25 protein-coding genes are annotated in these 23888 nt (G+C 66.3%); 18 read left to right on the top strand and 7 right to left on the bottom strand.

The annotated features are described in order from the left end of the window. Positions 1–22 precede the first annotated feature (22 nt). The 4 genes from CACI_RS44350 to CACI_RS48870 are packed head-to-tail and all read right to left on the bottom strand — an operon-like array spanning position 23 to position 5406. The gene (locus tag CACI_RS44350; RefSeq protein WP_015797509.1) at positions 23–1117 is read right to left on the bottom strand and encodes a radical SAM/SPASM domain-containing protein; all 1095 of its coding nucleotides are present in this window, start codon (positions 1115–1117) and stop codon (positions 23–25) included. 17 nt (positions 1118–1134) lie between these two features. Then, positions 1135–2247 (bottom strand): radical SAM/SPASM domain-containing protein, encoded by a 1113-nt coding sequence (locus CACI_RS44345; RefSeq protein WP_015797508.1) that lies wholly within the window; start codon positions 2245–2247, stop codon positions 1135–1137. Beyond that, positions 2244–4442 carry a nucleotidyltransferase domain-containing protein gene (locus tag CACI_RS47000; protein ID WP_015797507.1) on the bottom strand — a complete coding sequence of 733 codons (2199 nt, stop codon included), beginning with the start codon at positions 4440–4442 and terminating at the stop codon, positions 2244–2246. Before CACI_RS47000 ends, CACI_RS44345 begins: the two co-directional genes overlap by 4 nt. Continuing rightward, positions 4432–5406, bottom strand: coding sequence for a Rossmann-fold NAD(P)-binding domain-containing protein (locus CACI_RS48870; RefSeq protein WP_015797506.1), 975 nt, complete (start codon positions 5404–5406; stop codon positions 4432–4434). Before CACI_RS48870 ends, CACI_RS47000 begins: the two co-directional genes overlap by 11 nt. Positions 5407–5608: 202 nt before the next feature. On the opposite strand from CACI_RS48870, the gene CACI_RS44335 reads away from it, so the two are divergent. After that, on the top strand, positions 5609–6169 hold the full coding sequence (locus tag CACI_RS44335) for an HD domain-containing protein (RefSeq protein WP_015797505.1): 561 nt from the start codon (positions 5609–5611) through the stop codon (positions 6167–6169). A 14-nt stretch (positions 6170–6183) separates the two neighbouring features. Here CACI_RS44335 and CACI_RS44330 read toward each other — a convergent pair whose 3' ends face one another. Both CACI_RS44330 and CACI_RS48865 read right to left on the bottom strand, forming a co-directional pair. After that, the gene (locus CACI_RS44330) at positions 6184–6651 is read right to left on the bottom strand and encodes an NUDIX hydrolase (RefSeq protein WP_015797504.1); all 468 of its coding nucleotides are present in this window, start codon (positions 6649–6651) and stop codon (positions 6184–6186) included. Next, complete coding sequence (locus CACI_RS48865; protein ID WP_015797503.1) at positions 6638–7408, bottom strand: helix-turn-helix domain-containing protein; 771 nt, start codon at positions 7406–7408, stop codon at positions 6638–6640. Before CACI_RS48865 ends, CACI_RS44330 begins: the two co-directional genes overlap by 14 nt. A gap of 93 nt (positions 7409–7501) precedes the next feature. Between CACI_RS48865 and CACI_RS44320 the strand changes: the two genes are divergently transcribed. From CACI_RS44320 to CACI_RS44255, 16 genes are all read left to right on the top strand, one after another. Beyond that, positions 7502–8176: an HAD family hydrolase gene (locus CACI_RS44320; protein WP_015797502.1), complete on the top strand. Its 675-nt coding sequence runs from the start codon at positions 7502–7504 to the stop codon at positions 8174–8176. A gap of 163 nt (positions 8177–8339) precedes the next feature. Continuing rightward, positions 8340–9182 (top strand): aldo/keto reductase, encoded by an 843-nt coding sequence (locus tag CACI_RS48860; RefSeq protein ID WP_015797501.1) that lies wholly within the window; start codon positions 8340–8342, stop codon positions 9180–9182. A 34-nt stretch (positions 9183–9216) separates the two neighbouring features. Beyond that, a complete protein-coding gene (locus CACI_RS46990; RefSeq protein WP_015797500.1) occupies positions 9217–9876 on the top strand; it encodes a GOLPH3/VPS74 family protein in 660 nt (219 codons plus the stop codon). Positions 9877–9928: 52 nt separating this feature from the next. Further along, positions 9929–11443 (top strand): APC family permease, encoded by a 1515-nt coding sequence (locus tag CACI_RS44310; RefSeq protein WP_015797499.1) that lies wholly within the window; start codon positions 9929–9931, stop codon positions 11441–11443. Next, positions 11440–12051: a GNAT family N-acetyltransferase gene (locus CACI_RS44305; protein ID WP_015797498.1), complete on the top strand. Its 612-nt coding sequence runs from the start codon at positions 11440–11442 to the stop codon at positions 12049–12051. The genes CACI_RS44310 and CACI_RS44305 overlap by 4 nt, the downstream gene beginning before the upstream one ends. Positions 12052–12087: 36 nt before the next feature. Further along, on the top strand, positions 12088–13002 hold the full coding sequence (locus CACI_RS44300) for a GNAT family N-acetyltransferase (protein ID WP_015797497.1): 915 nt from the start codon (positions 12088–12090) through the stop codon (positions 13000–13002). Then, positions 12999–13274 (top strand): hypothetical protein, encoded by a 276-nt coding sequence (locus CACI_RS44295; RefSeq protein WP_015797496.1) that lies wholly within the window; start codon positions 12999–13001, stop codon positions 13272–13274. Before CACI_RS44300 ends, CACI_RS44295 begins: the two co-directional genes overlap by 4 nt. Further along, positions 13274–13843, top strand: a complete 570-nt coding sequence (locus CACI_RS44290; RefSeq protein ID WP_015797495.1) for a phosphoribosyltransferase — start codon at positions 13274–13276, stop codon at positions 13841–13843. The genes CACI_RS44295 and CACI_RS44290 overlap by 1 nt, the downstream gene beginning before the upstream one ends. Positions 13844–13990: 147 nt before the next feature. Beyond that, positions 13991–14131, top strand: coding sequence for a hypothetical protein (locus tag CACI_RS51885; RefSeq protein WP_015797494.1), 141 nt, complete (start codon positions 13991–13993; stop codon positions 14129–14131). A 34-nt stretch (positions 14132–14165) separates the two neighbouring features. After that, a complete protein-coding gene (locus CACI_RS44285; protein ID WP_015797493.1) occupies positions 14166–15353 on the top strand; it encodes a JmjC domain-containing protein in 1188 nt (395 codons plus the stop codon). Then, positions 15287–16111: an aldo/keto reductase gene (locus CACI_RS44280; protein WP_015797492.1), complete on the top strand. Its 825-nt coding sequence runs from the start codon at positions 15287–15289 to the stop codon at positions 16109–16111. The genes CACI_RS44285 and CACI_RS44280 overlap by 67 nt, the downstream gene beginning before the upstream one ends. Then, positions 16108–16977: a hypothetical protein gene (locus CACI_RS44275; protein ID WP_015797491.1), complete on the top strand. Its 870-nt coding sequence runs from the start codon at positions 16108–16110 to the stop codon at positions 16975–16977. Before CACI_RS44280 ends, CACI_RS44275 begins: the two co-directional genes overlap by 4 nt. A gap of 96 nt (positions 16978–17073) precedes the next feature. Further along, a complete protein-coding gene (fxlM, locus tag CACI_RS44270) occupies positions 17074–18318 on the top strand; it encodes a methyltransferase, FxLD system (RefSeq protein WP_015797490.1) in 1245 nt (414 codons plus the stop codon). A 29-nt stretch (positions 18319–18347) separates the two neighbouring features. Then, the gene (locus tag CACI_RS44265) at positions 18348–18926 is read left to right on the top strand and encodes an AAA family ATPase (protein ID WP_015797489.1); all 579 of its coding nucleotides are present in this window, start codon (positions 18348–18350) and stop codon (positions 18924–18926) included. 145 nt (positions 18927–19071) lie between these two features. Then, positions 19072–20313, top strand: coding sequence for a hypothetical protein (locus CACI_RS44260; RefSeq protein ID WP_015797488.1), 1242 nt, complete (start codon positions 19072–19074; stop codon positions 20311–20313). 520 nt (positions 20314–20833) lie between these two features. Beyond that, positions 20834–21625, top strand: a complete 792-nt coding sequence (locus CACI_RS44255) for a hypothetical protein (protein WP_143765656.1) — start codon at positions 20834–20836, stop codon at positions 21623–21625. Between the two features lie 287 nt (positions 21626–21912). Here CACI_RS44255 and CACI_RS48855 read toward each other — a convergent pair whose 3' ends face one another. Beyond that, entirely contained in the window at positions 21913–22668 is a 756-nt protein-coding gene (locus CACI_RS48855; RefSeq protein WP_083796021.1) for a DUF4145 domain-containing protein, read from the bottom strand. Positions 22669–22786: 118 nt separating this feature from the next. Here CACI_RS48855 and CACI_RS44240 point away from each other — a divergent pair, with 118 nt between their 5' ends. Continuing rightward, the gene (locus tag CACI_RS44240) at positions 22787–23881 is read left to right on the top strand and encodes a hypothetical protein (RefSeq protein ID WP_143765655.1); all 1095 of its coding nucleotides are present in this window, start codon (positions 22787–22789) and stop codon (positions 23879–23881) included. The last annotated feature ends 7 nt before the right edge of the window (positions 23882–23888 follow it).

Raw genomic sequence — 23888 nt, 5'->3', positions numbered from 1 at the left:
GAAGTCTCGCTCTCTTGAGGCGTCAGCGAAGGTCGACGAGTCGGTGCTCGGTGTTCGCCGGCTCGGCGGGCATCGACCACAGGGGGCAGATCGGAATGGTTGTCCGGTCGCATTCGGAGCTGACCAGCGTGCGGTTGAGGTGGTCGTAGGCCGCGCAACCTCCCCCGCACACGTCGGCGTGGCCGCACCCCCGGCAGTTCGCGGAGATCTTGTTGACGAGCGTCAGCTCGGTCGGCCCCGTGGCTGTGCGCGGCTCAATGACGCCGTCGCGGAACGTGCCGTAGTGCAGATCGGTGTCGAAGAACGCCGAGCAGATGTACACCCGGCCGTCCGGGAAGATCGCCAGGCGTTCGAGATTCCGGGCGGTGCAGCCTCGGTAGCCCTGGGCGGCCAGGACCGGCAGACGGGCGGCGGGGACGAAGGACGGAGGGAAGAACACCCGGAGCCGGCGCCCGGCGGCCCAGCCGGTGATCTGGTCGCACAGTTCCATCCATCGCTCGGGCGGGAGCTGAAGGTGCGGCTTGTCCAGGCCGAGCCCGGTCGGGGTGAAGTAGTGGAAGGACAGCATCTCCAGCCCCAGATCGTCGGCGAAGGCGATCGCGTCCTGGACGTCGGCCACATTGTCGGACGTGATCGTGAAGATGGCGCGCGTCTGGAATCCCGCGTCGATGGCGCGGCGCATGCTGCCCACCAGCGGTCGCCACGTGTTCGGACCCCGCATCGCTTCATGCGTCTGCTCGCGGGCGCCGTCCATAGAGAAGGAGAAGGAGTCCAGCCGGCCTTCGAGGACCGGCCAGACCTTCTGAGGGATCAGCCCGTTGGAGGTGAGCACGACCTTGTAGTTCTGCTGCTCGCAGATGTCCAGGATCTGTTCGAGCTGCGGGTGTGTGGTCGGCTCACCGCCGAGCAGGTAGACCTTGTACTGGCCGTACGCGATCCGCAGGGTGGACAGGATCTCCTCCACCCTCTCAGGGGTCATGCGCCTGGCCATGTCCAGCCGGTCGCCCATGTAGCAGTGCTTGCAGCGCAGTTGGCAGTGCTCGGTGATGTACAAGAACAGGAACGGCTCCTTGACCGCCGTGGCGTGTACTGCGTCGGCGGTGAGTGTCGCTGGCATCGTCGAGACTCCTCTTCCTAGCGAAGGGCGTGCAGCGCGTCCGCGGGGCGCTGGCCCCAGGCGGACATGGTCCACAGCAGGCAGATGGGGGTGACCTCCCGGTCGCAGGAGTACCAGCCGTCCTGGTAGGCGGGGATCTGGGAGTACGCCGGGCAGCCGCCTCCGCAGGTGCCTGTCAGCGAGCAGCCGTGGCACACCGGGTCGGAGGCCAGGTAGGCGTTCATCTCGTTGTCCGGAGAGGGGTTGATGACCAGCCGGCCGTCGGTGAAGCGCGCGTAGTGGCGCTCGCCGTCCATGAAGACCGGGCAGGCGTAGACCGTGCCGTCGGGGTAGACGTGCGGCCGGTCCAGGGTGCGTGCCGGGCAGCCGGGGTAGCCGCGGTCGGCCAGCAGCTCCTGGGCGTCGGCGGTGACGAAGGTCGGCGGGTAGTAGACCGCGAGGCGTGGCTCGGGCGGGTACGCCTCGATCTCGGCGCAGAACTCCATCCACTCCGCCGGTGCCAGCGGCTCAAGGAACCGGCCGCCGTTGCCGGTGCGCCCCAGGGTGTGGAAGGACAGGGTGCTCACGCCCAGGTCCGCCAGGAACGGGATCAAGTCCAAGATGCCCTCCCGGTTCGCCCGGGAGACGGTCGTCTGGATGCGGATCTGGTAGCCGAGCTCGGCGGCCGTGCGGATGCGCGCTGTGACCTGGTCGAAGTTGTGGGGGTTGCCGCGGATGCGGCGGTGGACGGCCGGGTCGGCCGACTCCAGGCTGAAGTTGAACGAGTTCAGCAGCTCCGGCGGCATCCGGCCGAACAACGCCTCGTCGAAGTCGCCGTTGCTGCTGATCGTGACCTGATAGTCCCGCTCGCGTGCTGCGGTGACCATCTCCGGGAGCTGGGGGTGCATCGTGGGCTCGCCGCCAAGGAGGTAGACCTTGTCGTGCCCGCCAGTGATCTTGAAGTAGTCCATGATCTGGATGGCGAGCTCCAGGCTCATGGTGTTGGCGGCGTTGAGCCGGTCGTTGCCCACGTAGCAGTGCCGGCAGCGCAGCTGGCAGGCCGTGGTGGGGTACAGGAAGAGGTAGCGCTCGCGGGGTTGGGCGTAGATCGGGCGTCGCGTTGTCGGCATGCCCAAGGAGACGGCGGTCATCGTGGTCCTTCCGGTTCGATGTGGAGGAAGGCGAGGCACTGTGCGGAAAGCAGGGCAGCGAATGCCTGCGGAGCCTGAGGCAGTGGGCAGGAGCGAGGGTCGGCCGGCGGTTCGGCGACGACTGGCTGATCAGCCAGGGCAGCAGCGCGTTCGGCCATTTCCGTTCCGAACCAGCGGTCGAGGCCGACGCCGACGGGGGTGTCTGTCCATCCCGTGGTGGCCTCGCGCTCCAGCCAGGTCATCGCGAGGCGGTGCTGCGGGCTTGGGACGGGGAGCCGTAGTGATCCCTTGTGGTCCTGAACGCGCGGCATGGGCCAGCGGCGGAAGTATTCGGCGGCGCGTTGTTCGAGTGGGGGCAGGAGCCCACCGGGGTCATGGATCGCGGTCTTCGGGTCGGCGAGGAACTTGAAGACGACGTCGCCTTTTCGGAACACAGACAGTGGGCAGTCCGCCAGGTAGCACGCGGAGCGTTGAACGGCGGGGACGGTGGTGATGCACTGCTCGGTAAACGCGAGCAGGCGCTCCAAGGCCGTCGTCGTGAAGATCTCGCCGCAGTGATCGAAATCGAGCTTCGCGTCGCGGTGCAGCTGGCGTAGCCGCTCGGCGTAGGCGCGCTCGCGCTCCAGGTCAGATTCTCTGATCACGACGAACGCGTCGACGTCGCTTCCGGGCTTTTGGCTGCCGCGGGCATAAGAGCCCCCGACGAACGCAGCGACGGCGTTGTCAGCGAAAACGTCCAGCGCCGCGTCGACGGCCTCCTGTGTGACTGTCACCCCCACCCATATGGAGGCTCCAGACGTGCGTGTCGCGACGCCGAGAATGTCAGTCGCAGCTGCCAGACCACCGACCGCGGCTTGCAGTATTCCCTGGGCCAGGCCCGAACAGTCGCCCACGGCATACAGCCCCGGCAGCGTGGTCTGCATGCCGGCCGTCAGCTCCAGCTCGTCCCACAGGCTCTCCAGCTCCAACCCGACGACACCGACCTGATCGGTGGCGTCGGATTCAGTGAAGATCGCCATCAGCTCCACGAACGAGTCCGTCAGGGCGGCGTGGACTTCTGGCGGGAGGATTCCTGCCAGGTTCGCGATCCTGTAGTCCTTCAAGGAAGGAGTGAAGCCCGCACGCGCGGCGAACTCGTCGAGGTCACTACAGCTCAGCCGGCCGTCACGGAAGTCCGGGAACCACTGGAGTACCGGCTTTCCCGGCCGATCGTCACGCAGGGCACGGTACGGCGCGAGCAGGTGCGCCTCCACCCAAGACGTGTCCCGCGGTAGCCCGCTGGCGTCCTTCAACTGCGCGAGCAGTGCGAAGTTGGCGGTGCCCCCTTCTTCGTCTTCAGGGATCACATGCCCGTCCAACAGGGTGTGCGTGCCGTAGTCAGTGAATTTGATACGCCCACCGCCGGGGCCGGCGCAGAAACAGAACGTCTTCACCTTCACTCCGTGGCGGACCATGGTCGTCTTGAAATCGCCGTGAATCTCGGCGCCGCGCTGCAAGAGTTCCTTGGGGCACTCGAACCGGACACCGACCGAGGGCGTCGGGTCGGAGAACTTGACGCCCAGGTCTCTGATCTGGCCGTGCCACCAGCGCTGCCCTCGGCGGCCGACGGCTACGACCACCGCACCGGCCCGCACCACCTCAGCGGCCGCGTGTACCTGCGACAGCTCGACGGTCCATCGCCCGCCGTCGTCGGGGCGGATCGACCGGACGTCGGTGAGCATGCGTAGTTCGAGAGTCGATCGTGCGGCAAGCCGACCGTGAACCCGACCTATCAGGGTGCGGACTTGTTCGGCGGAGAGGGACGCGACCGGATAGTCCTTGACCGGCACGGGCGACGACGCAGCCGCACCGCAGAACGCAGGAACGTCGTCTCCGCAAAGGAGCTTGATCACTTCATCGGTGAGCTGTTCGACTCGGCCGACCTCAAGGAGTTCCGCCAGCCGCCGGCCGCTAGGGAATCGCGACAGCTTCACACCGTCGCCAAAGTGGATCGAGCCGCCAAAGCCGGAGATGACGTTGCAGACGCCTCGGCACCCGTGGCAGGCCCTGCCCATGTCCACCGGACAAGTGCGGCGCTGGTACGGACGGCCCGCGTCGACCAGCAGCACCCGCGCACCGGCCTCAGACAGGGAGTCGGCTGCGACAATTCCACCGGGTCCTGCGCCGACGACGAGTACATCGACATCAGTTGTCATGACTGCCCCCCAGCTGTCGATCTATCCATAGACGAGCAGCTGCGGCCCGATCGGCGATGCCGCGGTTCGCTTCTTCGATGGCTTCGAGCACGACCGGGTGGTGCAGGTGTAGGTAAGCGGGCCTGTCGCTCATCGTCCGGGTCGCGCACAGATCGATAACCGCGAGGCAGTTTGCTCGCTCGGAGATCTCGACAACGCGCGTTCGGTGCTCCCCCTCAAGACCGTGTGTCGCCAGGACTACGTTGTAGCCCTGATCGGCCAGGTCAGGGCTGAACGAGTCGATGCGTGACGCCGCAGCGCGGACACCAGAGCCAGCCAACTGGCGGCGAAGCCGCTTAGGGCTTCGAGTGATCAAGACAACGGAGCGTGTAGGCGCCAGCTCCGCCGCTATCGCCTGTGCCAGCATTCCCCCACCGATCACGACAGCGGTGGTGTCTGCTGGCGAGCAGTCATCAAGGAGCATCCGCGCCAGCTGCGAGTAGTCCAAGGCTGCTCGGAGATCAAATCGGCGGCGAGCCTCGGCAGCCGTGGCAAGGGACTCGACGGCGGCGCCGGCGAGAAGGTGCTCGGGAGGGAGGCCCTGGAATGCCGCGTGAACCTGCTGGTAGACGAAGCTCTCGCCTACGATCAGAGAGGTCGTCCCGGCCGCGATTTGAGCAAGACGAGCTGCAACAGCATCGTGGCCGATGACGACAGAATCGTGAGGTCTTCGGGACCCCAGGCTGAAGTCCGCGCCCTCAGCCCAGTACCGCTCGAATCGGTGACAGGTACGCAGAACGGCTTCAGCCGGCCCGCTCGACGCCTGCGCTCCCTTCTGGTACTCATGGCCCAGTATCTCCAGCGAATGCGTCGTCGCATCGATGTAGGAGCAGGCCGCGAATCTTGCCGGCGACGACTGTCGGAGCTGACCGCTCTGTACTAGATGTGAACGAGATGGCTGTCCTGACACTGCGCTGCTCGGCATCTTGACTCCGTCATGGCAGGAGAAAGCGCCAAGGAAGCGAGACAAGTGGGCCGTAGGAGAGGCGCCCAATCTCCACGGGAAGTATCGATATGCTCACCTGGCGTGGTGGTAGGAGCATGTCGTAGTGGGACAGGACGTCATACTTCGCCTAGGGATTTTTCGAGGACGTCCCAGGACGTTTGCCTCTGAGGGGGTTACCAGCATGAGTGAGTACGATGCGGCGTTCGAGCTTGCGGAAGAGGCGCTGGCCGCCGAGCTGCCCCGACGCTGGGCCCACTCTCAAGGTGTTGCCGAACGCGCGGTGGAGTTAACTCCGCTCCTGACCGACCGTGCGCACGTTCTCGCGGCCTCGGCGATCCTCCACGACATCGGCTATTCGTCACGGGCGAAGGTCACGGGCTTTCACCCGCTCGACGGAGCTCGCTACCTACGAGACGTTGGCGGGTTCGACGATGTGGTGACCAGGCTTGTCGCGCACCACTCGATGGCGATCATCGAGGCCGACTTGCGCGGCCTCAGCGAGGAACTGGTCCGTGAGTTCCCCGTACCAGGGGATGCGCTTCTCATGGATGCTTTGATCTTCTGCGACATGACCACGACACCGGACGGCGCACGAACCACGTCGTCGTCACGGATCGAGGAAATCGCCGGCCGATACGGTGCTGACAGCATCGTCGGGCGATTCATCGGACTCGCCGAACCCCACATCCACGCGGCGGTACGCCGAGTCGAGGACGCCAAGGCGGGCATCCGGTTGCGTTGAGTCGTTCTCCGCGGCTAACCAAGGTGAGGGTAGTCGCCGGCCAGGTAGTGTCCGAGCTGTTCAAGCATGCTCGGATGAATGTCGTAGGAGCTGAAATCGTCTGGATGAACCCACCGAACGTCGTCAGCTTCATCGTTGATTGTCGGCGTCCCGGCTACTGGGCGACCAATGTATGCAGCCTCGTATTGCTGGCGCGTTTCGCCGTCGGTGTAGGCGACGATGTGATTAGGGTTGGAGTAGACGCCGAGAAAGGCGGTGATTTCGGCCTTCACGCCGGACTCCTCTTCGGCTTCGCGAATAGCGCATTCGGCGGCGCTCTCGCCGAACTCCTGCTTGCCACCAGGGATGGCCCACTGGCCTGTGTCACTTCTCTTGATGAGCAGGATCTGGCCAGACTCGTTGACAATCAGGAGGTTGGATGCTGGCACGAGCGAGTTGGGCGCTGGAGCTGCGGGGTCATAGTAGTACTCAGTCCTGCCCACGTCGGTGGCCTTCCTCGCCTGGAGCCCACGGCCGGGCGCCGTTCCAAACCGTATCGAAACTTGCAGCGTAAAGCTCGAACCATTCGCCGCCGTCGCTTCGTCGCAAATGCAACAGCGGATTAGCGCTGGCCGGCTGGCCGAAGATATGCGGGTTGACTAGTAGCTCATCGTCATACCGGAACAGCGACGCATACAGTGTTGTGTCATGCAGGCGCACTTCGCAGCCAGGTACCGACAGAAGCTCACGGTAGTAAGTAAGCGAAGCTCGGATCTTCGCGGCCAACGTATCACCGATACCTTCTTCTCGGCCTCGGATAGCGACCGATTCGCCTGCGGGGTCCCCGAAGCACAACCGGACACTGGTGCCAGCCTGTGCGCGTGCGAGGAGCATGCGAGCGACGTGAGGGTTGCTCTGCGCGTAGAAGGTTCCGCTGAATACGAGTACGTCGATGTGCTTTGCCGCACCCTCCAGGAGGTCGAGCCACAGTTGGCGAGGAACGCTCGCGCGGTTTGCGTAGATGCTGGCCAGCTCAGAGCCCGCTGAGGGAAGGGTCGAGTCGTCGCGACGCTCGATCGGCCACAACTCCACCTCGTCAATACCGAGACACTGTGCGGCGGTGAACCGGTGGCGTGCGTGAGGGCGACGTCCGGTGTTGATCCATCGGTCGACGGTCTTGGGATCTACGCCGCATGCAGCCGCCAACTCGCCCGTGGTGACCCCCGTGCGGACGAGCGCGGAGCGCAGTCGCTCATTCACGCAGCCATACAATCGCAGCTCGCGCGGTATCGCAAGATACTTCTTTACGTGTCCTGGTCACCGCCCGCCGATGGCTGTGCCTACTCTTGGCCGGTGCCGCTTATCGTGCTGTGGGACATTGACCACACGCTCATCGACAACGCTGGGGTCAGCAAGGAGATCTACGCGTCGGCGTTCAAAGCCCTCGCGGGTCACCCGCCTGCGCATCCAGCCCGTACCGACGGTCGAACTGACCGCCTGATCATCAGCGATATGTTCGCCGATCACCACCTCCCAGTCCCCGCTTGGGACCTGGCCGAGGCTGCATTGGAGCAAGCTGGAACGTGCCACGAACAAGAACTCAAAGCGCGGGGGCGCGTCCTACCTGGGGTCCGTTCGGTGCTAAAAGAAGCCTATGAGGACCCCGCCATCGTTTCCTCGGTGCTGACCGGAAACATCGCCGCGAACGCCCTCGTGAAGCTTCGGCCGTTCGGCCTCGACCGCTATCTGGACCTGGCCGTCGGTGCCTACGGAGCTGATTCCGACCGGCGGGCCGACCTCGTTGTCATGGCGCGCGAACGTATCGGCAGGGCTTACCCATGGGCCGATCGAGCCTCAACGATCGTCGTCGGAGACACTCCTCGCGATGTCGAAGCTGCGCTCACAGCCGGCGCCCAGGTCATTGCGGTCGCCTCTGGGGTCCACTCCGCCGAACTGCTTCATGCCGCCGGCGCCACCGTGGTCCTGAACGACCTGCGCGAACTTCGCGGACACCTACACGCCATCTAGACCGAGCCCTCAAACGTCCTGAGACGTCCTGAGACGTCATTCAGAAATCCCTGCACGTAGTTCACCGTCCTGCCCTCAACCGTCATCGTCTTCCACGTCGGCCTCGCCACTCACGGCGACGTACTGCCGATAACCGTGGCGATGGACTGACGAGGGAGGACGTGTGCGATACGACGACCGCAGAGTCGCGCTGGGGCTCTACCGGACCGGCCTCAGCCGCGAGCTGCTGGAGTCTGCTCTCGAAATCGGCGTCACAGCCATCGATACCGCCTACAGCTACGATCAGTTCACGTCGCACAGGGCACTGAACGCCATCGCAGACGACTTGCTCCATCGTTTCGAGATCTCGACGAAGGTCGGATACTTCCCGGACGGACACGACCTATCGCCCGTTCGGCTGCGTCAGGCCATTGAGCGATCAACGGAAGAGCTTGATCGAACTCCGGATGCTGTCCTGCTGCACAATCCAGAGCAGTCACCCAACGGGCTACTGCCAGCCTGCGCGCTTCTGTCAGAGCTCTGTGACAAAGGTTGGTGCGGTTCGTGGGGCATCGCAAGTTGGGATCCGCGACCACTCAACAGCATCAGCTATGAAGGACCGGCGCCAGACGTCCTGATGGTTCGCGCCGGCCTCGCAGTGCCTCTGTTGGTCCATGAAGCCGGCGAAGAGCTTTTCAAGATGACAGCGGCTGCTGACCGGTGGGGCATGGCGCCATTCGGGCAGGACGCCGCTGCTCGGCTGTGGTCCGACATCGATCCGGCGAAGATCGTCTCGACGAGCGGTCATGTAGGCCGACTTGAAGCCGCATTCGCCGCTGCTTTCGAGCTACCGCATGTCTCCCGAATTGCAGTCGGCACGCACCGCGCCGATCACCTCGCGCAGCTTCATGCCGCACGTTGTCTCGCGACCGACAGCGACACCGTTGCCCGCTACAGCGCAGCGCTAACTGCCGCTGGCGGCGCCACCGCGTCCGGGGCTGCGCACGCAGGGGAGCAGCCATTATGACGGCTTCGAGACCGCTTCTGGCGGTGATCAATCGATGCTGACCCGAACCGGGCTCCTGGCCGACGACTTCTTCCTCATGGTCCACGACGATCTGTCCGGACACCCGCGACTTCCGGACCGGATACTTGGCCTCGGTCTGGCCAGCGCCCTGCTCTGCGAACTGGCCGTCGTCGGCGCCATCGCCGTCGAGGGCGACGAGGTGACGGCCGTTACCGGCTGGAAGCCGCCGACGTCCTCGCTCGCCGATGAGATCCATCGCGAGATAGCCGACGAACACCAACGTCTTCTGGTGAGGGACTGGCTCAACTACCTCGCAGCCAAGGCAATCGAACGTGTCATCGCCAGGATGGCCGCCGAGCAGCTCCTCCACCGCAGACCCTCTCGCCTGAAGTTTCTGGGCGTGGCGGACCGGTGGAGACCAGTGGACTCCACCACTGCTGACTGGCCGGCGATCGACGTGAAGATCAAGGTCTACAACGCCAACGCCGACACTCACCACCTCGTGTTGTTCGGACTGACTCGTGCCACCGGGCTCAGACACCCCTCCCTGTGGGAGGTACAGAACCGACTGGACGACCCCGCGGCCCTGGAAGAAACGCTGGAGCCTCTGGACTACAGCCCTCCTCTGCGGCAGCTGCTGGCACACACCGAGGCCGCTGTCGGCAGTGCCGTCACTAGCCAACGCATCGGCTGAACCCTTTTCGCGCTCCGCCCACCCACCGTCGCGATTTCCCGAGGAGATTTCCGTGCCCAGACGATCACCGGCTCCTAGCAAGGTCTCAGAAACGCTGGCCCGCGACCGGCTCGGCGTCACCGGCGTCATGTTCTTCATCCTGGCCGGGGTCGCGCCGCTGACCGTGACCGCCGGAGTCGTGCCCACCGCCTACGCCGTCACCGGGCTGACCAGCGTCCCTGCCGCGTTTCTGGTGGTCGCGGTGGTCCTGGCCGTCTTCGCCGTCGGGTATGTCGCGATGGCCCAGCGCATCCCGAACGCCGGCGCGTTCTACGCCTTCATCTCCCAGGGCCTGTCCAAACCGGCTGGCGTCGGCGGCGCGCTGGTCGCTGTGGTGGCGTACAACGTCCTACAGGTCGGGCTCTACGGGATGATCGGGCCGTCGTTGCAGTCGTTTGCCGCCGACAACTTCGGCCTGAATGCGCCCTGGGGGGTCTGGGCGTTCGGCGCCTGGGCGGTGGTGACCGTGCTGGGCCTGATCCGCGTGGACCTGTCCGGTCATCTGCTCGGCGTGCTGTCGACGATCGAGCTGCTGGTCATCATCGCGCTGACGGTGCGGGGTCTGGCGCATCCGGCGGCCGGGGGAATCAGCGCGGCTGCGCTGTCTCCGACCAGTCTGCATTTCGCCGGGCTCGGCGCGGTTCTGGCAGTCGCCGTGCTCGGGTTCACCGGTTTCGAGCAGGCCCCAGTGTTCAGCGAGGAAGCCCGCGACGCCAAGCGCACGATCCCGCTGGCCACGTTCGTGTCCCTGGCGGTGATCGCGGTGGTCTACGCCGGTGCGTCCTGGGCGTTGGACGTGCACTACGGGAACCAGGTGGTAGCGACCGCTCAAGGCCCCGCGAGTCCGACGATGCTGTTCGCCATGGCCCCGGGCCTGCTGGCAAGTACCGCCCGCACACTGTTCCTGACGAGCCTGATCGCGGCGGCGTTGGCATTCCACAACGCGGTCGGCCGGTACATGTGGGCTCTGGGCCGGGAGCGGGTGCTGCCGGCGATCATGGGAACGACCGGGAGCAACGGCGTCCCGAAGGCAGCCTCGGGAGTGCAGAGCCTGTTCGGTGCGGTGGCGATCGGGCTGACGCTGGGACTGCACTGGGATCCGGTCGCGAAGCTGTTCTTCTGGGGCGGCACCACCGGCGGTTTCGGTATCCTGCTCCTGTTGGCTGCCACCTCGGCCGCGGTCGTGAAGTACTTCGCCAGAACACCGGGCGATGAGACCGTGTGGCGACGCCTGATCGCCCCCGTCGCGTCGACCGTGCTGCTGACGGTGATGGCCTGGCTGTGCGTCGACCACTACGACGTGCTGCTCAACGTGCCTCCCGGCTCGCTGGCCACCAGGGTCCTTCCCGGACTGTTCGCCGTTGCCGCCGTGATCGGGATCGGCTGGGCGCTGGTCCTCAGGCGTCGGCAGCCGGACGCCTACGAGATGATCGGCCTGGGCGGAGCCGCCGCGCTGGCCCGCACCGCTGCCAGCTCCACCCCGTCCGCAGCCGCGAAGCCGGCTCGTGCCGGGCGGGCCGCCCGGTGAGCCCGCGCGACATCGTCCTGGCGCAGCCGCAGGACACCGACACGCTGAGCCTGGTGATCGCCGAAGCGTTCCTCGGACTCGCCCCGTCACTCTGGCTGATCCCCGGCGAGAACGATCGCCGCCGTGTCTTTCCCGGCTACTTCCGCCTGTACGTCGCCGAGGCTATGCGGCGCGGCCACGTCTACACCACCACCGAACGGTCGGCGGTCGCGCTGTGGCTGCCCGTCAGCGAGGAAGGCGAGGTGCCGGGCGCGGACTACGACCAAGAGTTGGCGGCGGTGACCGAGCGCTGGGTGGACCGCTTCCGTACCTTCGACGCCCTGCTGAACAAGCACCACCCCACCGGGCTGCGCCACGACCATCTGGCGATCCTGGCCGTCCACCCGGACCAGCAGGGGCAAGGTATCGGCACCGAACTGCTGGCTGCCCATCACCGCCGCCTGGACCAGTCCGATGCCCCGTCCGCGGCATATCTGGAAGCAAGCGACGCCACCACCCGGCAGCTGTATCTGAAGCACGGCTACGCCGACCTTGGCGACCCCATCCAACTGCCCGCTGGACCGCCCATGTTCCCGATGCTGCGCCGTCCGGCCAGTCTCGGCGCGTAGTGCCGCTGCAATCCCGCCATCGACCAGGAGAACGTCATGACCGCGCTCCAGACTCCACACGCCGACGCGCCAACGGCCGAACCGTGGGCCGGCCGATTCGTCGCGACTCGGGGAACCGCTGCCGACGCCGCCTTGATCGAGGGCTGGGCTGGCGGGGCCGGCTGGAGTCTGGGGCGCGGTGACCTGGACCTGTTCACCCGGCACCGCCCCGGCGGCCTTCTGATCGGCGTGCTGGACGGCCGCCCGGTCTCGGCGATGGCCACCGCCGGATACGACAACGGGTTCTGCTTCACCGGCGCCCTGATCGTCGACCCCGGGTTCCGGGGCAGGGGCATCGGAACGGCCACCGCCGATATCGTCTTGTCCCACGCCGAAGGTCGGCCCGTCGGCCTGGAGGCCCCACCGACGCTGCGCGACTTCTTCGCCGCCCGCGGCTTTTTCGCCCGCAGGCGCACCATCGCCTTCGCCGGAGCCGTCCCGGCACCCCGGGCGATCAACCCGCACGTGACGACACTAGACAGCGGGCTGCTCGGCCAGGCCGCCGCGCTGGACGCGCGCTGTTTCCCCGCCGAGCGGACCGCCCTGGCCGCCGACTGGGCGATCGGGCCCGACCGGTACGCCCTGGGCTTCGTGCAGAACAACCGGCTGCTCGGATACGGCGTCATCCGGGCCGGCTTCGGCGCAGCCCGCATCGGCCCGCTGTACGCCAGCGAGCCGCGGGTCGCCGCCGCGCTGTTCGACGCCCTGGCCGAACACGCCGGACGGCACGGCGCGCGGGCGATCGCCATCGACATCCCCGAGCCGAACCCGGCGGCGATGGCGCTGTGCGAGACCCGCGGCCTGTCCCACGACAGCGAGACCCTGCGCATGGTCCGCCCCGGCGCCTGCGGCGACGAGACCGCCGTCGACGTGACCCTGCTGTACGGCCTGACCAGCCGGGAGCTGGGATGAGCTTCGCCATGAACGATGCCAGCGCCGCACTGCGCCGCCGGCCGCAGCGCATCCAGACCTCGCCGATCGCTCAGGCCGCCGACATCGCCTGCGACATCGCCGACGTCTTGACCCGCCTCAACGACAACGACATCCCCGAACTGGACACCGCGGCCAACCACCTGCGCGAAGCCGCCCGCCTAGTCCGGCCACACATACCGGCCGCCACGACCGCCTCCCACCGCTACCGGCACACGGTGCGCGGCATCGCCCGTCGACTCAGGGAGCTGTGATGAGGCTGACCACCGACTCGACGGCCCTGATAGGGGCCCTGAAGGTCGCCCGGCTGGGACCCGACGGGACCGCACGCCCCGACCGCATCGTTCACGCCCTGGATGGGCTGTGCGAACCGGTCGACGTCACCGACCTCGCCGACGTGGCGCTGCACCTGTGGCGCACCTGCCGCGAACAGCTCGACCAGAGCGGCACGGCTCCGGACTATCTACTCGGCCTGGACGCCGGCGGCATCGTCCCGGCCCTGGCCCTCGCCCAGACCTCCGGCATCCCCTTCAAGATCGCCTGGAAGCTTCAGTTGGAGCTGCCCGACGCGATCCACTTCACCGAACCGCACAGCAGCCGTCCGGACATGTACGCCTACGCCATCGAAGCCGGCGCGCAGATCCTGCTCGTCGACGACGAGATCACCACCGGCCGGACCCTGGCCAGCCTGGCCGAGGCTCTGCGCGCGGCCGGCGCGGTTCCGGTCGCAGCAGCCTGCCTGATCGAAGATGTCCGCCACGGTGGGCGCGAGCTGCTGGCCGAGCAGGGCGTCCCACTGGTGAGCCTGCTCAAGCTGACCTAGCCGTCTGGACAGCCCACCCCTAGACGTGTTGGCAGCCAACGGTGTCTGCCGACACCGCGGCCCGCTGCCGGGCCGTGTCATTCGAGGCCGCCAAAACGGTCGGCGTCGAAGGCTCCGCACCATCCAATCCGATCGAAGGAGGACCCGATGCCCGAGGCATCCACCGACGACCTCGTGCTGGCCGTCGAACAGCTCGGTGCCGCGCACAACCGCCACGAGGCCGAGCGCAGCGACCCGACCGGGACCAGCGCCGGCGACGACGGCGAGAACCGCGACAGCTCCGTGTGACCTGAAGCAACCCTGTAGGAAGGACTGAAAGACCATGGACCACCGGCTCGTTTCCAACTTGGAGAAGGCCCTGGGATGGGACGGGCCGGCGGCCCTTGGCACCGAGGTGGCCCGCGGCCACATCGACGACCAGGACCTGCTGACCCGACTGCTCACCCCCAACCACCTGCTGGAACTGGTCATGCGCCGCCACCTGGCCAACCCGCAGCTGCGGATGTACCAGGACGGCGCCGTCCTGCACCCCGCGGCGTTCCTGACCAACTTCGTCTCCCGCCGCCACCAGGCATCACGGCGCGCCGACATGGCCGCCGTCGGCCGGATTCTCAACGAGGGCGGCACCCTGATCCTGGACACCATCAACCAGTTCGACCCCACCCTGGAAGTCGCCTGCCGCGCTCTGGGCTGGTGGACCGGAGAGCTGGTCTCGGTCAACGCCTACCTCGCCGTCGGCGACACCGCCGGGTTCTCCACCCACTGGGACGACCATGACGTACTCGTCGTCCAGGTCGCCGGACAGAAGTCCTGGGAGGTGCGCCCGGCCTCCCGGCCAGTGCCGATGTACCGCGACGCCGAGCAGAACCTGGAGGCTCCCGAAGAGCTGCTGTGGTCCGGAACCATGAACACCGGCGACGTCATGCACATCCCGCGCGGATTCTGGCACGCCGCCACCCGCGTCGGCTCCGGCGAGGGCATCTCCCTGCATTTGACCTTCGGTATCACCCGCCGTACCGGCGTCACCTGGGTCCAGCACCTGGCCGACGCCGCCCGCGACGTCGAGCTGTTCCGCACCGACCTGGAGAACCCGGCAGGCGCGGACGCCAAGCTGCTGACTACCAAGCTGCTGGACCTGGCCGTCGACGTGAACCCGCAGCGCTACCTGCAACAGATGCGCGAGGCGACGCCGGCCGCCCGCCACATCCCCCACGTGCCGGCCTTCGGGCCGCTGGGCGGGGCGGTGACGGTGACCGAGTACGCCCCGACCATCATCGCCCGCGAAGCCAACCTTGAGGTCCGCGCGGCCGGCAAGAAGCTCACCTTGTCACCTCGCGCCGAGGGCTGGGCCAGAACCCTGCTGTCCGGCAACCCCATCCGCTTCGACGACACCACCGACCCGGGCGCGATCGCTCTGGCCGAACGCTTCATCCAGGAGGGCCTATGCGCGCCGCTGACCGACGTCTCATCCTCGGGCTATACCGGACTCGTGCCGACCGAGACGTTCTGACCGCCGCCCTGGACCACGGCATCACTGCTCTGGACACCGCGCTCAACTACCACGGGTACACCGCCCACCGGCAGCTCGCCGACGCTGCCGGGGACCTGCTGAGCCGCTTCGACATCACCACGAAGATCGGGTTCTTCCCCGGCGGCCACGACCTGTCTGCCTCCCGGCTGCGCACCGCCGCCGAAGCCATCCGATCCGAGCTGGGCCGGGCGCCGGACACGCTGCTGCTGCACAACCCCGAGCGCAGCCCGACGTGGTTCACCAACGCCTGCCACACCATGACCCGGCTGCGCGACGAAGGGCTGTGTCACGCCTGGGGGCTGTCAACCTGGGACCCGACACCGCTGCTCGGCCGGATCGTCCCCGTACCTCCGGACGTGCTCATGATCCGCTCCGGCCTGATGGTCCCAGCCCGCGTCCTGGACGCGGCCGAACAGCTCGCAGACCAGATCCAGCCAGTGGAGCTGCGCGGCATGGCCCCGCTGGGGGGTCACAGCGACGACCCAGCCTGGGAGCAGGTCGACACCAGGCTGTTCCTGGCCGCCGGGCAGCAGGCCAATCGGATCCAGGCCGCTGTCGCCGCGGCTTTCAACCTGCCCGCGGTCCAGGCGGTCACGGCCGGCACCGGCGACCCGGCGCACCTGGTCGAGCTGGCCGCCGCGGCTCGTCTCGACGTGAACCCCGACGCGATCGCGCGATACCGCACCCTGATACGCGAGCGGGCTAGCGTTGCCTCCAGCAGCGAAGGAGCGAAATGACCCCCACCGGCACCACCGAGCCCCAGCTACCGGCCGCCCAGCGGCTCGACCTTCGGCGCGTCGACATCGAGCATGTCGTCGACCGCGTCGAGTCGGCGCTGACGACCCGGCTGCACCGGGCGCAGGCCGTGGCCAAGCGCCGCTCACTGGGCTTCCGCACCGATCGGGACACTTGGGTGCGCATCGAGTGCCGCGGGCTGGAGCGGCTCGACGGCCAGGGCTGGGGGCTGGAGGCCGCCACCGTACTCGCTGGCGTCCCGATCCCCGCCTGGCACGCCGGCATCTCCTGGCACGACCCGGACAACCAGGTCATGTGGCGTGCCGACGAGACCGAGCTGATCGACCAGCCGCCGATCGGCCGCTCCGCCGCCGCTAACACGCTGCCGGACAGCTGGTGGACCGAGTTCGACACCGCGATGGACGCCCTCGCCGACGCGCCCACGACCAGGCTCGCCACCCCCGACCTGGAGCCGATCAGCATCGAGAGAGTCCACGCCGCGATCGCCAAGGTCTTTCCAGATGCCCAGGCGCCGATCGAGGAGTGGACGACCGCCCACGCCGACCTGAACTGGGCCAACATGACCGGCCCGGAGCTGTGGATCCTGGACTGGGAGGATTGGGGCCGCGCACCCCGGGGTTTGGACGCGGCGCACCTGTGGTTCGGCTCCTTGGCCGTTCCCGGCCTCGCCGAGAAGGTTCTCGCGCACCGGCGGCCCGACCTGGAATCGGCCACTGGTCGCACCATGCGCCTCTTCAAGTGCGCCGAACTACTCGCCTGGGCCGACGACAGCGAGCCGCTGTTCGCCCCGGCGTCCCGAGCCGCGCAGGCAATGCTCGAAGCGGCGGTGACAGGTTCAACACCATGACGGCGTTGGAGCTCTGAGTTATCGCTCGATCACATCCTGTCGGAGGTGGCCGCTAGAGTCCCTTCCGCCCTGCCACCTTCGCGAAGGACGCCGCCCTTGACCGCCACCGCCGACGTCGATCTCGACAGCCGTGCCGAAACCCTGCGACACACTCTCGTCGACCAGCTCATGGCCGACGGGCGGATCACCACGACCGCTGTCGAGGCGGCATTCCGCGCGGTACCCCGTCACGCGTTCGCCCCTGAAGTCGACCTTGATGCCTCCTACGCCGACGACACAGTGAAGACCAAGTTCGACGAGACCGGCACGTGCCTGAGTTCGTTGTCCGCCCCCTGGCTGCAAGCCCTGATGATCGAACAGGCAGCGCTCCAGTCCGGGGACCGGGTGCTGGAGATCGGCTCTGGCGGGTATCAGGCCGCGCTACTGGCCGAAGTCGTCGGCCGCACCGGGCGGGTCGTCACCCTCGACATCGATCCCGACATCACCAACCGCGCGGCCATCGGACTGGAGCGCACCGGACACAGCCGGGTCACCGTCGCGCTCGGCGACGGCGAGAACGGCTGGGCCGTAGACGCCCCGTATGCGGCGATCATCGTCTGCGCTCAGGCATACGACATCCCGCCGGCTTGGACCGCCCAACTCGCTCCGGGCGGCCGACTAGTCGTACCGCTGAGCATCCGCGGCCAGAACCGCACCCTCACCCTGGTCGCCAACGGCGACCAACTGCGCGCGACCAACTCGATCTTCTCCGGCTTCGTGCCGTTCCAAGGCATCGGCGGCTTGGCGTCGCGGCGGACCGCAGTGCAGCTGGCCGGTTCGACAACGCCGCTGAACTTCATGCACTCCGAGCCCGACGACCCCGTAGCCCTCGCTCAGGCACTGGACCATCCCGGCGTGCAGGTCTGGTCTGGTGTGACCGTCCCAGGGATGTACTACATCGGCGACCTTCAGATGTACCTGGCGATCCGATTGGCCGGCGGATGCACCGGCGGCGACACCGAGGCGCTGATCCCCGATGCTGTGAGACGCTTCCCGCCCACCTGGACATCCGGCGGCAACCTCGGCTACCTGGCCAGCAAGAAGATCGGCGAGGACTACGCTCTCGGGTCCATCGCTTATGGCCCCGACGCGCAGCGACACGCCAAACAACTCGTCGAGCTGATCGAAGGCTGGGATCGCGAGGTGCGGGGTGGACCAGGCATGACCGTCACCATCTGCCCACGCGACACTGCCGATTCCGACCTTCCTGACGGGCACGTCATCGACACCGTCCACCGCCGCATTGTCATCGCCTTCCCGGCCACCGGAACCGACACTGCATCCCGCGCCGTCCAGGCGTGAACCGCAGGACGGATAGGAAGACGGAATCCATGACGAACGTGGCGACAACGCTCCTGGTGCTACGCGGTCCGAGCGGTTGTGGCAAGAGCACCACGGCCACCCAGCTACGCGAGTCGTACGGAGGGCGAGGGCTGGCGATCATCCGTCAGGACGAAGTGCGGCGCAACGTGCTTCGCGAACGCGACCAGGATGGCGCATTCACCGTCACGCTGATCGACATCATGGCCCGCGCCACCCTCGCCGCTGGCATCCCGTGCGTCGTCGAAGGCATCCTGTCCGCGCGGATCTATGGGCCAATGCTGGAGAGGTTACTCGCCGACCACCCGCGGAGCTTCGCCTACTTCTGGGACGTTCCGTTCGAGGAGACAGTGCTCAGGCACTACACCAAGCCAAACCACCACGAGTGGTCAGTGGAGGACATGCGCAACTGGTACACCCCGCACGACCTGCTTCCCTCAGGTGTGGAACGGATCATCGGCGAGCAGGATTGTCAGCAGGAATCCGTCGCGCGCATCGTCGTCGAGACTGCCCTGCTCACTACGCCCCGGCCGCCGTACGCGACGCTGGCACCCGACCCTGTCACTGCGGCACCATCCTCCACGCCGTGAAGCTGTCAATGTCTCTGCTCTCATCGCCGACCCGCGCCTGCCTACCGACGATTCGTCATCGGCCTGGGCGGTGAGTAACTGGGCGGCATCGCTAAGCTCCAGTAATCGCAGGCATCTGATAAGCCTCACAGGAGTCGGGGGACCAGTGGCATCGGTACGCAACAGCGATGACCTCGCCAAATGGTGGCGGAAGCGCAATATCACCATCCTGCTGAGGGAGGTCCACCTCTTCCATGATCATCAACGGTGCCGGACGTGCCAGTACCTGGCAACCGGACACGGCGGTTTGGATGGCGAGCAGGTCCAGACTCTCCGTCGGCTGCATCGGCGGCTGATACTCGTCGAAGCGTTCGCCAGAATGCGGACCAAGCGCGTTGACCTGGCCTTCCTGCCGTTACTCCCATGCATATGCATCCTGTGCATTACGGCGATCCAGCTTCCGTGGCACGGCTATGCCCGCCAGCTCGGCGCCATTTCAATCGCGTTCACCCCGGCCTATGTCCGAGCGCTTCGCAATGCGGCGCGCCACGCCTTAGGAAGCGGGCTGCTGTGGAGGGCGTTTCCGATCCGGATGATTGCCGCCACTGTGTATGACATCGCGTTCTGGGGTGGCCTGCCGGTTGGGGTGCTGTGGTGGATGCGGACGGCCGATCATCATGTCGACTTCCTGCACACCCTGGGCTGGTTCTTTCCATCAGCGGCCCTGGCGGCGATCTTCGTGGAGGTCGCCGAGCGAAGGGTCGCCGCCGCCGTCGCGCGAAGGACGGATTCCCTGGGTTGGACCGTCTCCAGGTCACAAGCTGCGGCACGCAAGCTCCTCTCGCTGTCCGTGGGACTGCAAGACATGTCACGTACGCCGCATCGCACCAGTGTGCAGAGGTTTTCCAACGTCATCGCAAGCTACGGTCAGGACTTCAAGGCGAACTTCGCCACGGTCACGACACCGCCACTGGCAGCTCGCCGCAGCCAGCAGTTCGCCCAATCACGACAGCTCGGCATGCGCATCGCCGTCGCGCTAGACCAGGCCAGCCAGCAGATGCTCGATACCGCCACGGCAAAGCAACGCGAAGAGATCATCAGCAGGATCCACACCCTCATGGCCTCTGCCCTGGCCGGGGACTGGTCCGGGCTTCCAGAAGTTGCACCCACTAACTGGCGTACGCGACTACGCGAGCGAATCCGCCGGATCCTGCCTCCGCTGACCCTGGGATCGTTCGCGATCACGCTTCCACACCTGCCGGGGGTGGACCAACACGCTTCGTCGGTCACTGGAATCCAGGTCGGTCTGCTCCTTGGTGCGGTACTAACTCTAATCGGCGCGACACCTGAGACACGGTCGGCCGTCTTGGACGCGTATCAAAAGGCCGAGCCGGACCGCGGTAGCTAGCAGCGTTGGAGAGCTCCGGATTCCCAGAGGACTTCCATTGACACATCGCCTCACCACTACTCAGATATCAGGGGGAACGAAAGTGCAGGCTGAGGCATCTGCGCCCGTGATCGGACGGCGCGCTGTACGGCCGGTGAAATCGCGAGTCTTCCTGCTGGCCCGCAGCGAGGTGGAATATCGACGTCGGCGGGCCGCGCGCCATGTCGCAGCCGTCGGCAGGCACGTTCCCGGTTTCACGATGCACTCGTCGACGATCTGTGCTCGCGCCTCTCGGTCGGCCGTCAGGGACGTTCTGCTGCTCTACTTGGACAGCGTGTGCCTGGCGGTCGCTCTTTCCGGATGCGCCGCACAGTACCTTGTCTGCCGCATCACCCCATGTGTGATCAACGGCGGGATACTTCTCGTCCTATTGGTGGTCGCGTGCGCCGTAGGAGTGCATTTTCTTCTCGTGTCTACGTGGCTCGGGGCTCCAGGCCGGGGCTTGACCGCCATGTGGGTGTGGGTGATACCTGGCTTGCTAATGCTGACGTTCATGGCCAGCTTCCCAACGATTGGAGAGGTGGCACAGCATGCCACCCGCGCTCAGCTGTTGTTTCGTGACCGCACGGGCAGCGGTACCTGGCTTATCGGATTCTCTGCCGTAATGGCTGACGCACTGGTGCTCTTTCATCGCAGCGTCGCGAAGAGCAGGTGGCTGCCTGTTCAAAGCAGCCCGCTTGACCGCACGTTCCTCTCTCTACTCGACAACGCCGGCGAAGTTGCCGTTCAGCTGCACAGGCAACGATGGACCGATCCCAACAACGTAGCGAACCTGCGCAGCTGGATCCGTCTCACAGCGCGTACCGCTGAAGGCGCCTACATGGCTAGGGCCGGATGGTTCCTCGACCATCGCTCACGCCGTAATGCACAGTGTGCTGGGCTCCGTCTAGCCGAGGCGATACGCGCACACATCGATCCGATCACGACCGCCGCCGATGAGCGCCCGTACGCCAGAGTTCTGGTTTCGCTAGCGGACGGCGTCGAGCATTGGGTCCTGGACGATTTGGACGCCATGCTCGAAGGTCTGCCAGAGGCTGTCCACCCGGGGAGGCTCAAAAGGTTGCGCCGCATGGCTCCCTCGGCCGTTCTGGCGGCTGCCGCCATCCTTGTTCCGTTGATCCCGCAGGTCGCTGCCGTATCGGGTGCGCCCTCCGGCATCCGTCTTACGCTCGCGAGCGCAGCCATCCTGTCTCTGCTAGGCAGCATCATCTCTCCCGCGGATCAGATACTCGGCATTCTGGGAAAGATCACTTCATTCGGTGGCAAGAACTGATGCTGGTCACAGAACTGGGGGCGCCTGGCCGCCACGTTCCTGAATTACTGGCGTCCTCCTAGAGTCACTAGCACAATCGCCGAGAACACTGCGCACCGCGGGGAGATGGCCGGGTTCCTGGCCCCGTTCAAGCTGACCCTGACGTCTCAGCACCGGTCGGCCGGACCCGTCGACCGTCTCGTGTGCGCTACGGCTGTCCACCATGGTCTGACCGTCCTGCACGTCGACCACGACTCCGTGACGGTCGCTGGGGTCCTGCCTGAGTTTCAGCAGCGGGACATCCGCAGCTAGAACGGGGGCCGGGCCGAGTACGCGTCGGGCACACGCAAGCCCTTCCGCGCGCTGATCTCCGCCGCCTTCCGGACGATTTCAGCGCTCGATGTGTCGTAGAGCAGACGGAGCGCGTGGTCGAAGATCTCGACACCGTCCAGGACGTCACCGAGTCCGAGCACATCACCATGGCTGCCGGCGTTCCCGACCCACTTGACCGCCAAGAGCAGTTCAGCAGCTGCCGGCTCGGTCTTCCGGAACTCCTCGATGCGGGCATGTAGGGTCTTGCCGAAGGCGATCCTTTGGGAGTCCATCAGAGCCTCAGTTGCCGAACGGAGGCGGTTCGCGGCTGAACTGGGGTCAAGCCACAGGATCTTGGCTGCTGCGTTGACCCGCTCCAGGACATTCCGCGGACACAGTGACGTGTCTTCGAGTAGGGGCAGGGCCGGAAGAAACAGGGTCGGCGTGAGCATTGTCTGATACCCGGCAGTCGGCCCGGGTTCCCAAACGCCCATAAAACCCATGACACGCACGAGGTCACACGTCGGCTTGAGGCACTTCAACATGCAGTGGAATCCCCCGTAGATCCCGTCTGCACCAAAGACGCGCTCCTGATCCTTGCTCGTATTTGCCGTCTCCACTACGAGAGAGCCGTCAACCAGTGAGAGAGCCCCACGCCGACAGGTAGGACACGGGATATGGGGCCATGTTGTCGGGTCCTCCCCGAGCCCGTCACCTATCCGCAGGAGATCCTTCACCAGCTGATTCGCCATGCGCCAAGTCTGGCAGCCGTTCGCGTTTCGTGCCGAACAAATCCTGCGAGCCGAGCCGGCCACTCCAGTAGCCTGACAAGCCGGACACAAGGCGAGGAGCAACACTGTGAGCACCCTGATGGACGCGCTGGACGAGCCGCAAGCTCTTCTGCTGGAGCTGGTGTGGTCCCAGTTCGAGAAGGCCGCTCAGTTCCCCAACTTCAACTGGGTCGAGTACCAAATGCGGGCGAAGGGCTACGACGCCGCCGAGGTGATCGGCGGTCTGCCCTCGATCGGGAAGCCTGAAGTCCGCGGTCGGTACAGCGCGATCTGGACGGAGTCGGCCGGCTCATTCCCGCAGCCAGGCAACCGCGTGTGTCTGACGATGGCGGGGCTCTACCACACCAAGGACAGATCCAAGACAGGCGGCATTATCAGCGGCGTGCTGTTCTTTCTTCGCACCCTGTCGGAGGCGCGGGCACAGATCGCCAACCACCCGTTCGACGTGCCGGACATCCGCGTGAGTCTGAGCGAGACGCTCAGCGAGGTGAGCGACCAGGCGTACGTCGCCAGCGTCGGCATGGTCGCCGAGCACGAGTGGCTCGCCATGCAGGTCCACAGGACCGAAGCCGACTGGACCGGCCGGCTCGCCCTTCTGAACCGCGCCGACTTCATGCAGATCGAGGACTACCTGACCGCCATCACAGCCGTCTGCACCGAGCAAAGGACTGCCATCCTCACCAATCGCAATCCGCGGGCGCTCGCACGTTCCATCACGAACTTCGATCTCGCCTGCGAGCTGGTGCTCAAGAGGTCGCTTGTCAAGAAGCCGGCTATCAGTCGCACTGTGTTGCTCGGGCAGGACGCGACGAGCCACACAGACCTGGTGGACGGGATCAGTGCGCTCGGGATCCTCCTGCACGAGCTCGACGTACCAAAAACGAGGCAAGACCCGCCGTGCGGCTCCAAACGCCTCCAGCCCTACCTGGAGGCCGAGCTGCCGAACATCGACAAGAGCCGCGTCGAGAGCGCGACCGCCCTCATGGATGCGGTACGGATCATCCGCAACTCCGATCAGCATCCGGCCCGCGTCGCTGAACTCGTCTCCGCTTACGAACTACTGGGACTGGCCTTCCCTGTCCGGGACCCGACCGCAGCATGGGACATCATCCGGGCCCAGATGGACGCCGCCTTCAACACGCTCCAGGACGAAATCCTCGCCGCGCGAACCTGAACCGGCT

The organism is Catenulispora acidiphila DSM 44928 (assembly GCF_000024025.1).
Classification (GTDB): Bacteria; Actinomycetota; Actinomycetes; order Streptomycetales; family Catenulisporaceae; genus Catenulispora; species Catenulispora acidiphila.
Note: the sequence above shows the minus strand (reverse complement) of the source record. Positions and strands in the feature narration are given on the sequence as shown.

Coding starts and splice junctions, on each gene's coding strand:
- CACI_RS51885 (WP_015797494.1), top strand. CDS start 13,991: ATGCCCGAGGCATCCACCGACGACCTCGTGCTGGCCGTCGAACAGCTC.
- CACI_RS44300 (WP_015797497.1), top strand. CDS start 12,088: ATGACCGCGCTCCAGACTCCACACGCCGACGCGCCAACGGCCGAACCG.
- CACI_RS44345 (WP_015797508.1), bottom strand. CDS start 2,247: ATGACCGCCGTCTCCTTGGGCATGCCGACAACGCGACGCCCGATCTAC.
- CACI_RS44290 (WP_015797495.1), top strand. CDS start 13,274: ATGAGGCTGACCACCGACTCGACGGCCCTGATAGGGGCCCTGAAGGTC.
- CACI_RS44285 (WP_015797493.1), top strand. CDS start 14,166: ATGGACCACCGGCTCGTTTCCAACTTGGAGAAGGCCCTGGGATGGGAC.
- CACI_RS46990 (WP_015797500.1), top strand. CDS start 9,217: ATGCTGACCCGAACCGGGCTCCTGGCCGACGACTTCTTCCTCATGGTC.
- CACI_RS44275 (WP_015797491.1), top strand. CDS start 16,108: ATGACCCCCACCGGCACCACCGAGCCCCAGCTACCGGCCGCCCAGCGG.
- CACI_RS44280 (WP_015797492.1), top strand. CDS start 15,287: ATGCGCGCCGCTGACCGACGTCTCATCCTCGGGCTATACCGGACTCGT.
- CACI_RS44295 (WP_015797496.1), top strand. CDS start 12,999: ATGAGCTTCGCCATGAACGATGCCAGCGCCGCACTGCGCCGCCGGCCG.
- CACI_RS47000 (WP_015797507.1), bottom strand. CDS start 4,442: ATGACAACTGATGTCGATGTACTCGTCGTCGGCGCAGGACCCGGTGGA.
- CACI_RS44240 (WP_143765655.1), top strand. CDS start 22,787: ATGGACGCGCTGGACGAGCCGCAAGCTCTTCTGCTGGAGCTGGTGTGG.
- CACI_RS48870 (WP_015797506.1), bottom strand. CDS start 5,406: ATGCCGAGCAGCGCAGTGTCAGGACAGCCATCTCGTTCACATCTAGTA.
- CACI_RS44335 (WP_015797505.1), top strand. CDS start 5,609: ATGAGTGAGTACGATGCGGCGTTCGAGCTTGCGGAAGAGGCGCTGGCC.
- CACI_RS44255 (WP_143765656.1), top strand. CDS start 20,834: ATGCTGACGTTCATGGCCAGCTTCCCAACGATTGGAGAGGTGGCACAG.
- CACI_RS44265 (WP_015797489.1), top strand. CDS start 18,348: ATGACGAACGTGGCGACAACGCTCCTGGTGCTACGCGGTCCGAGCGGT.
- CACI_RS44350 (WP_015797509.1), bottom strand. CDS start 1,117: ATGCCAGCGACACTCACCGCCGACGCAGTACACGCCACGGCGGTCAAG.
- CACI_RS48855 (WP_083796021.1), bottom strand. CDS start 22,668: ATGGCGAATCAGCTGGTGAAGGATCTCCTGCGGATAGGTGACGGGCTC.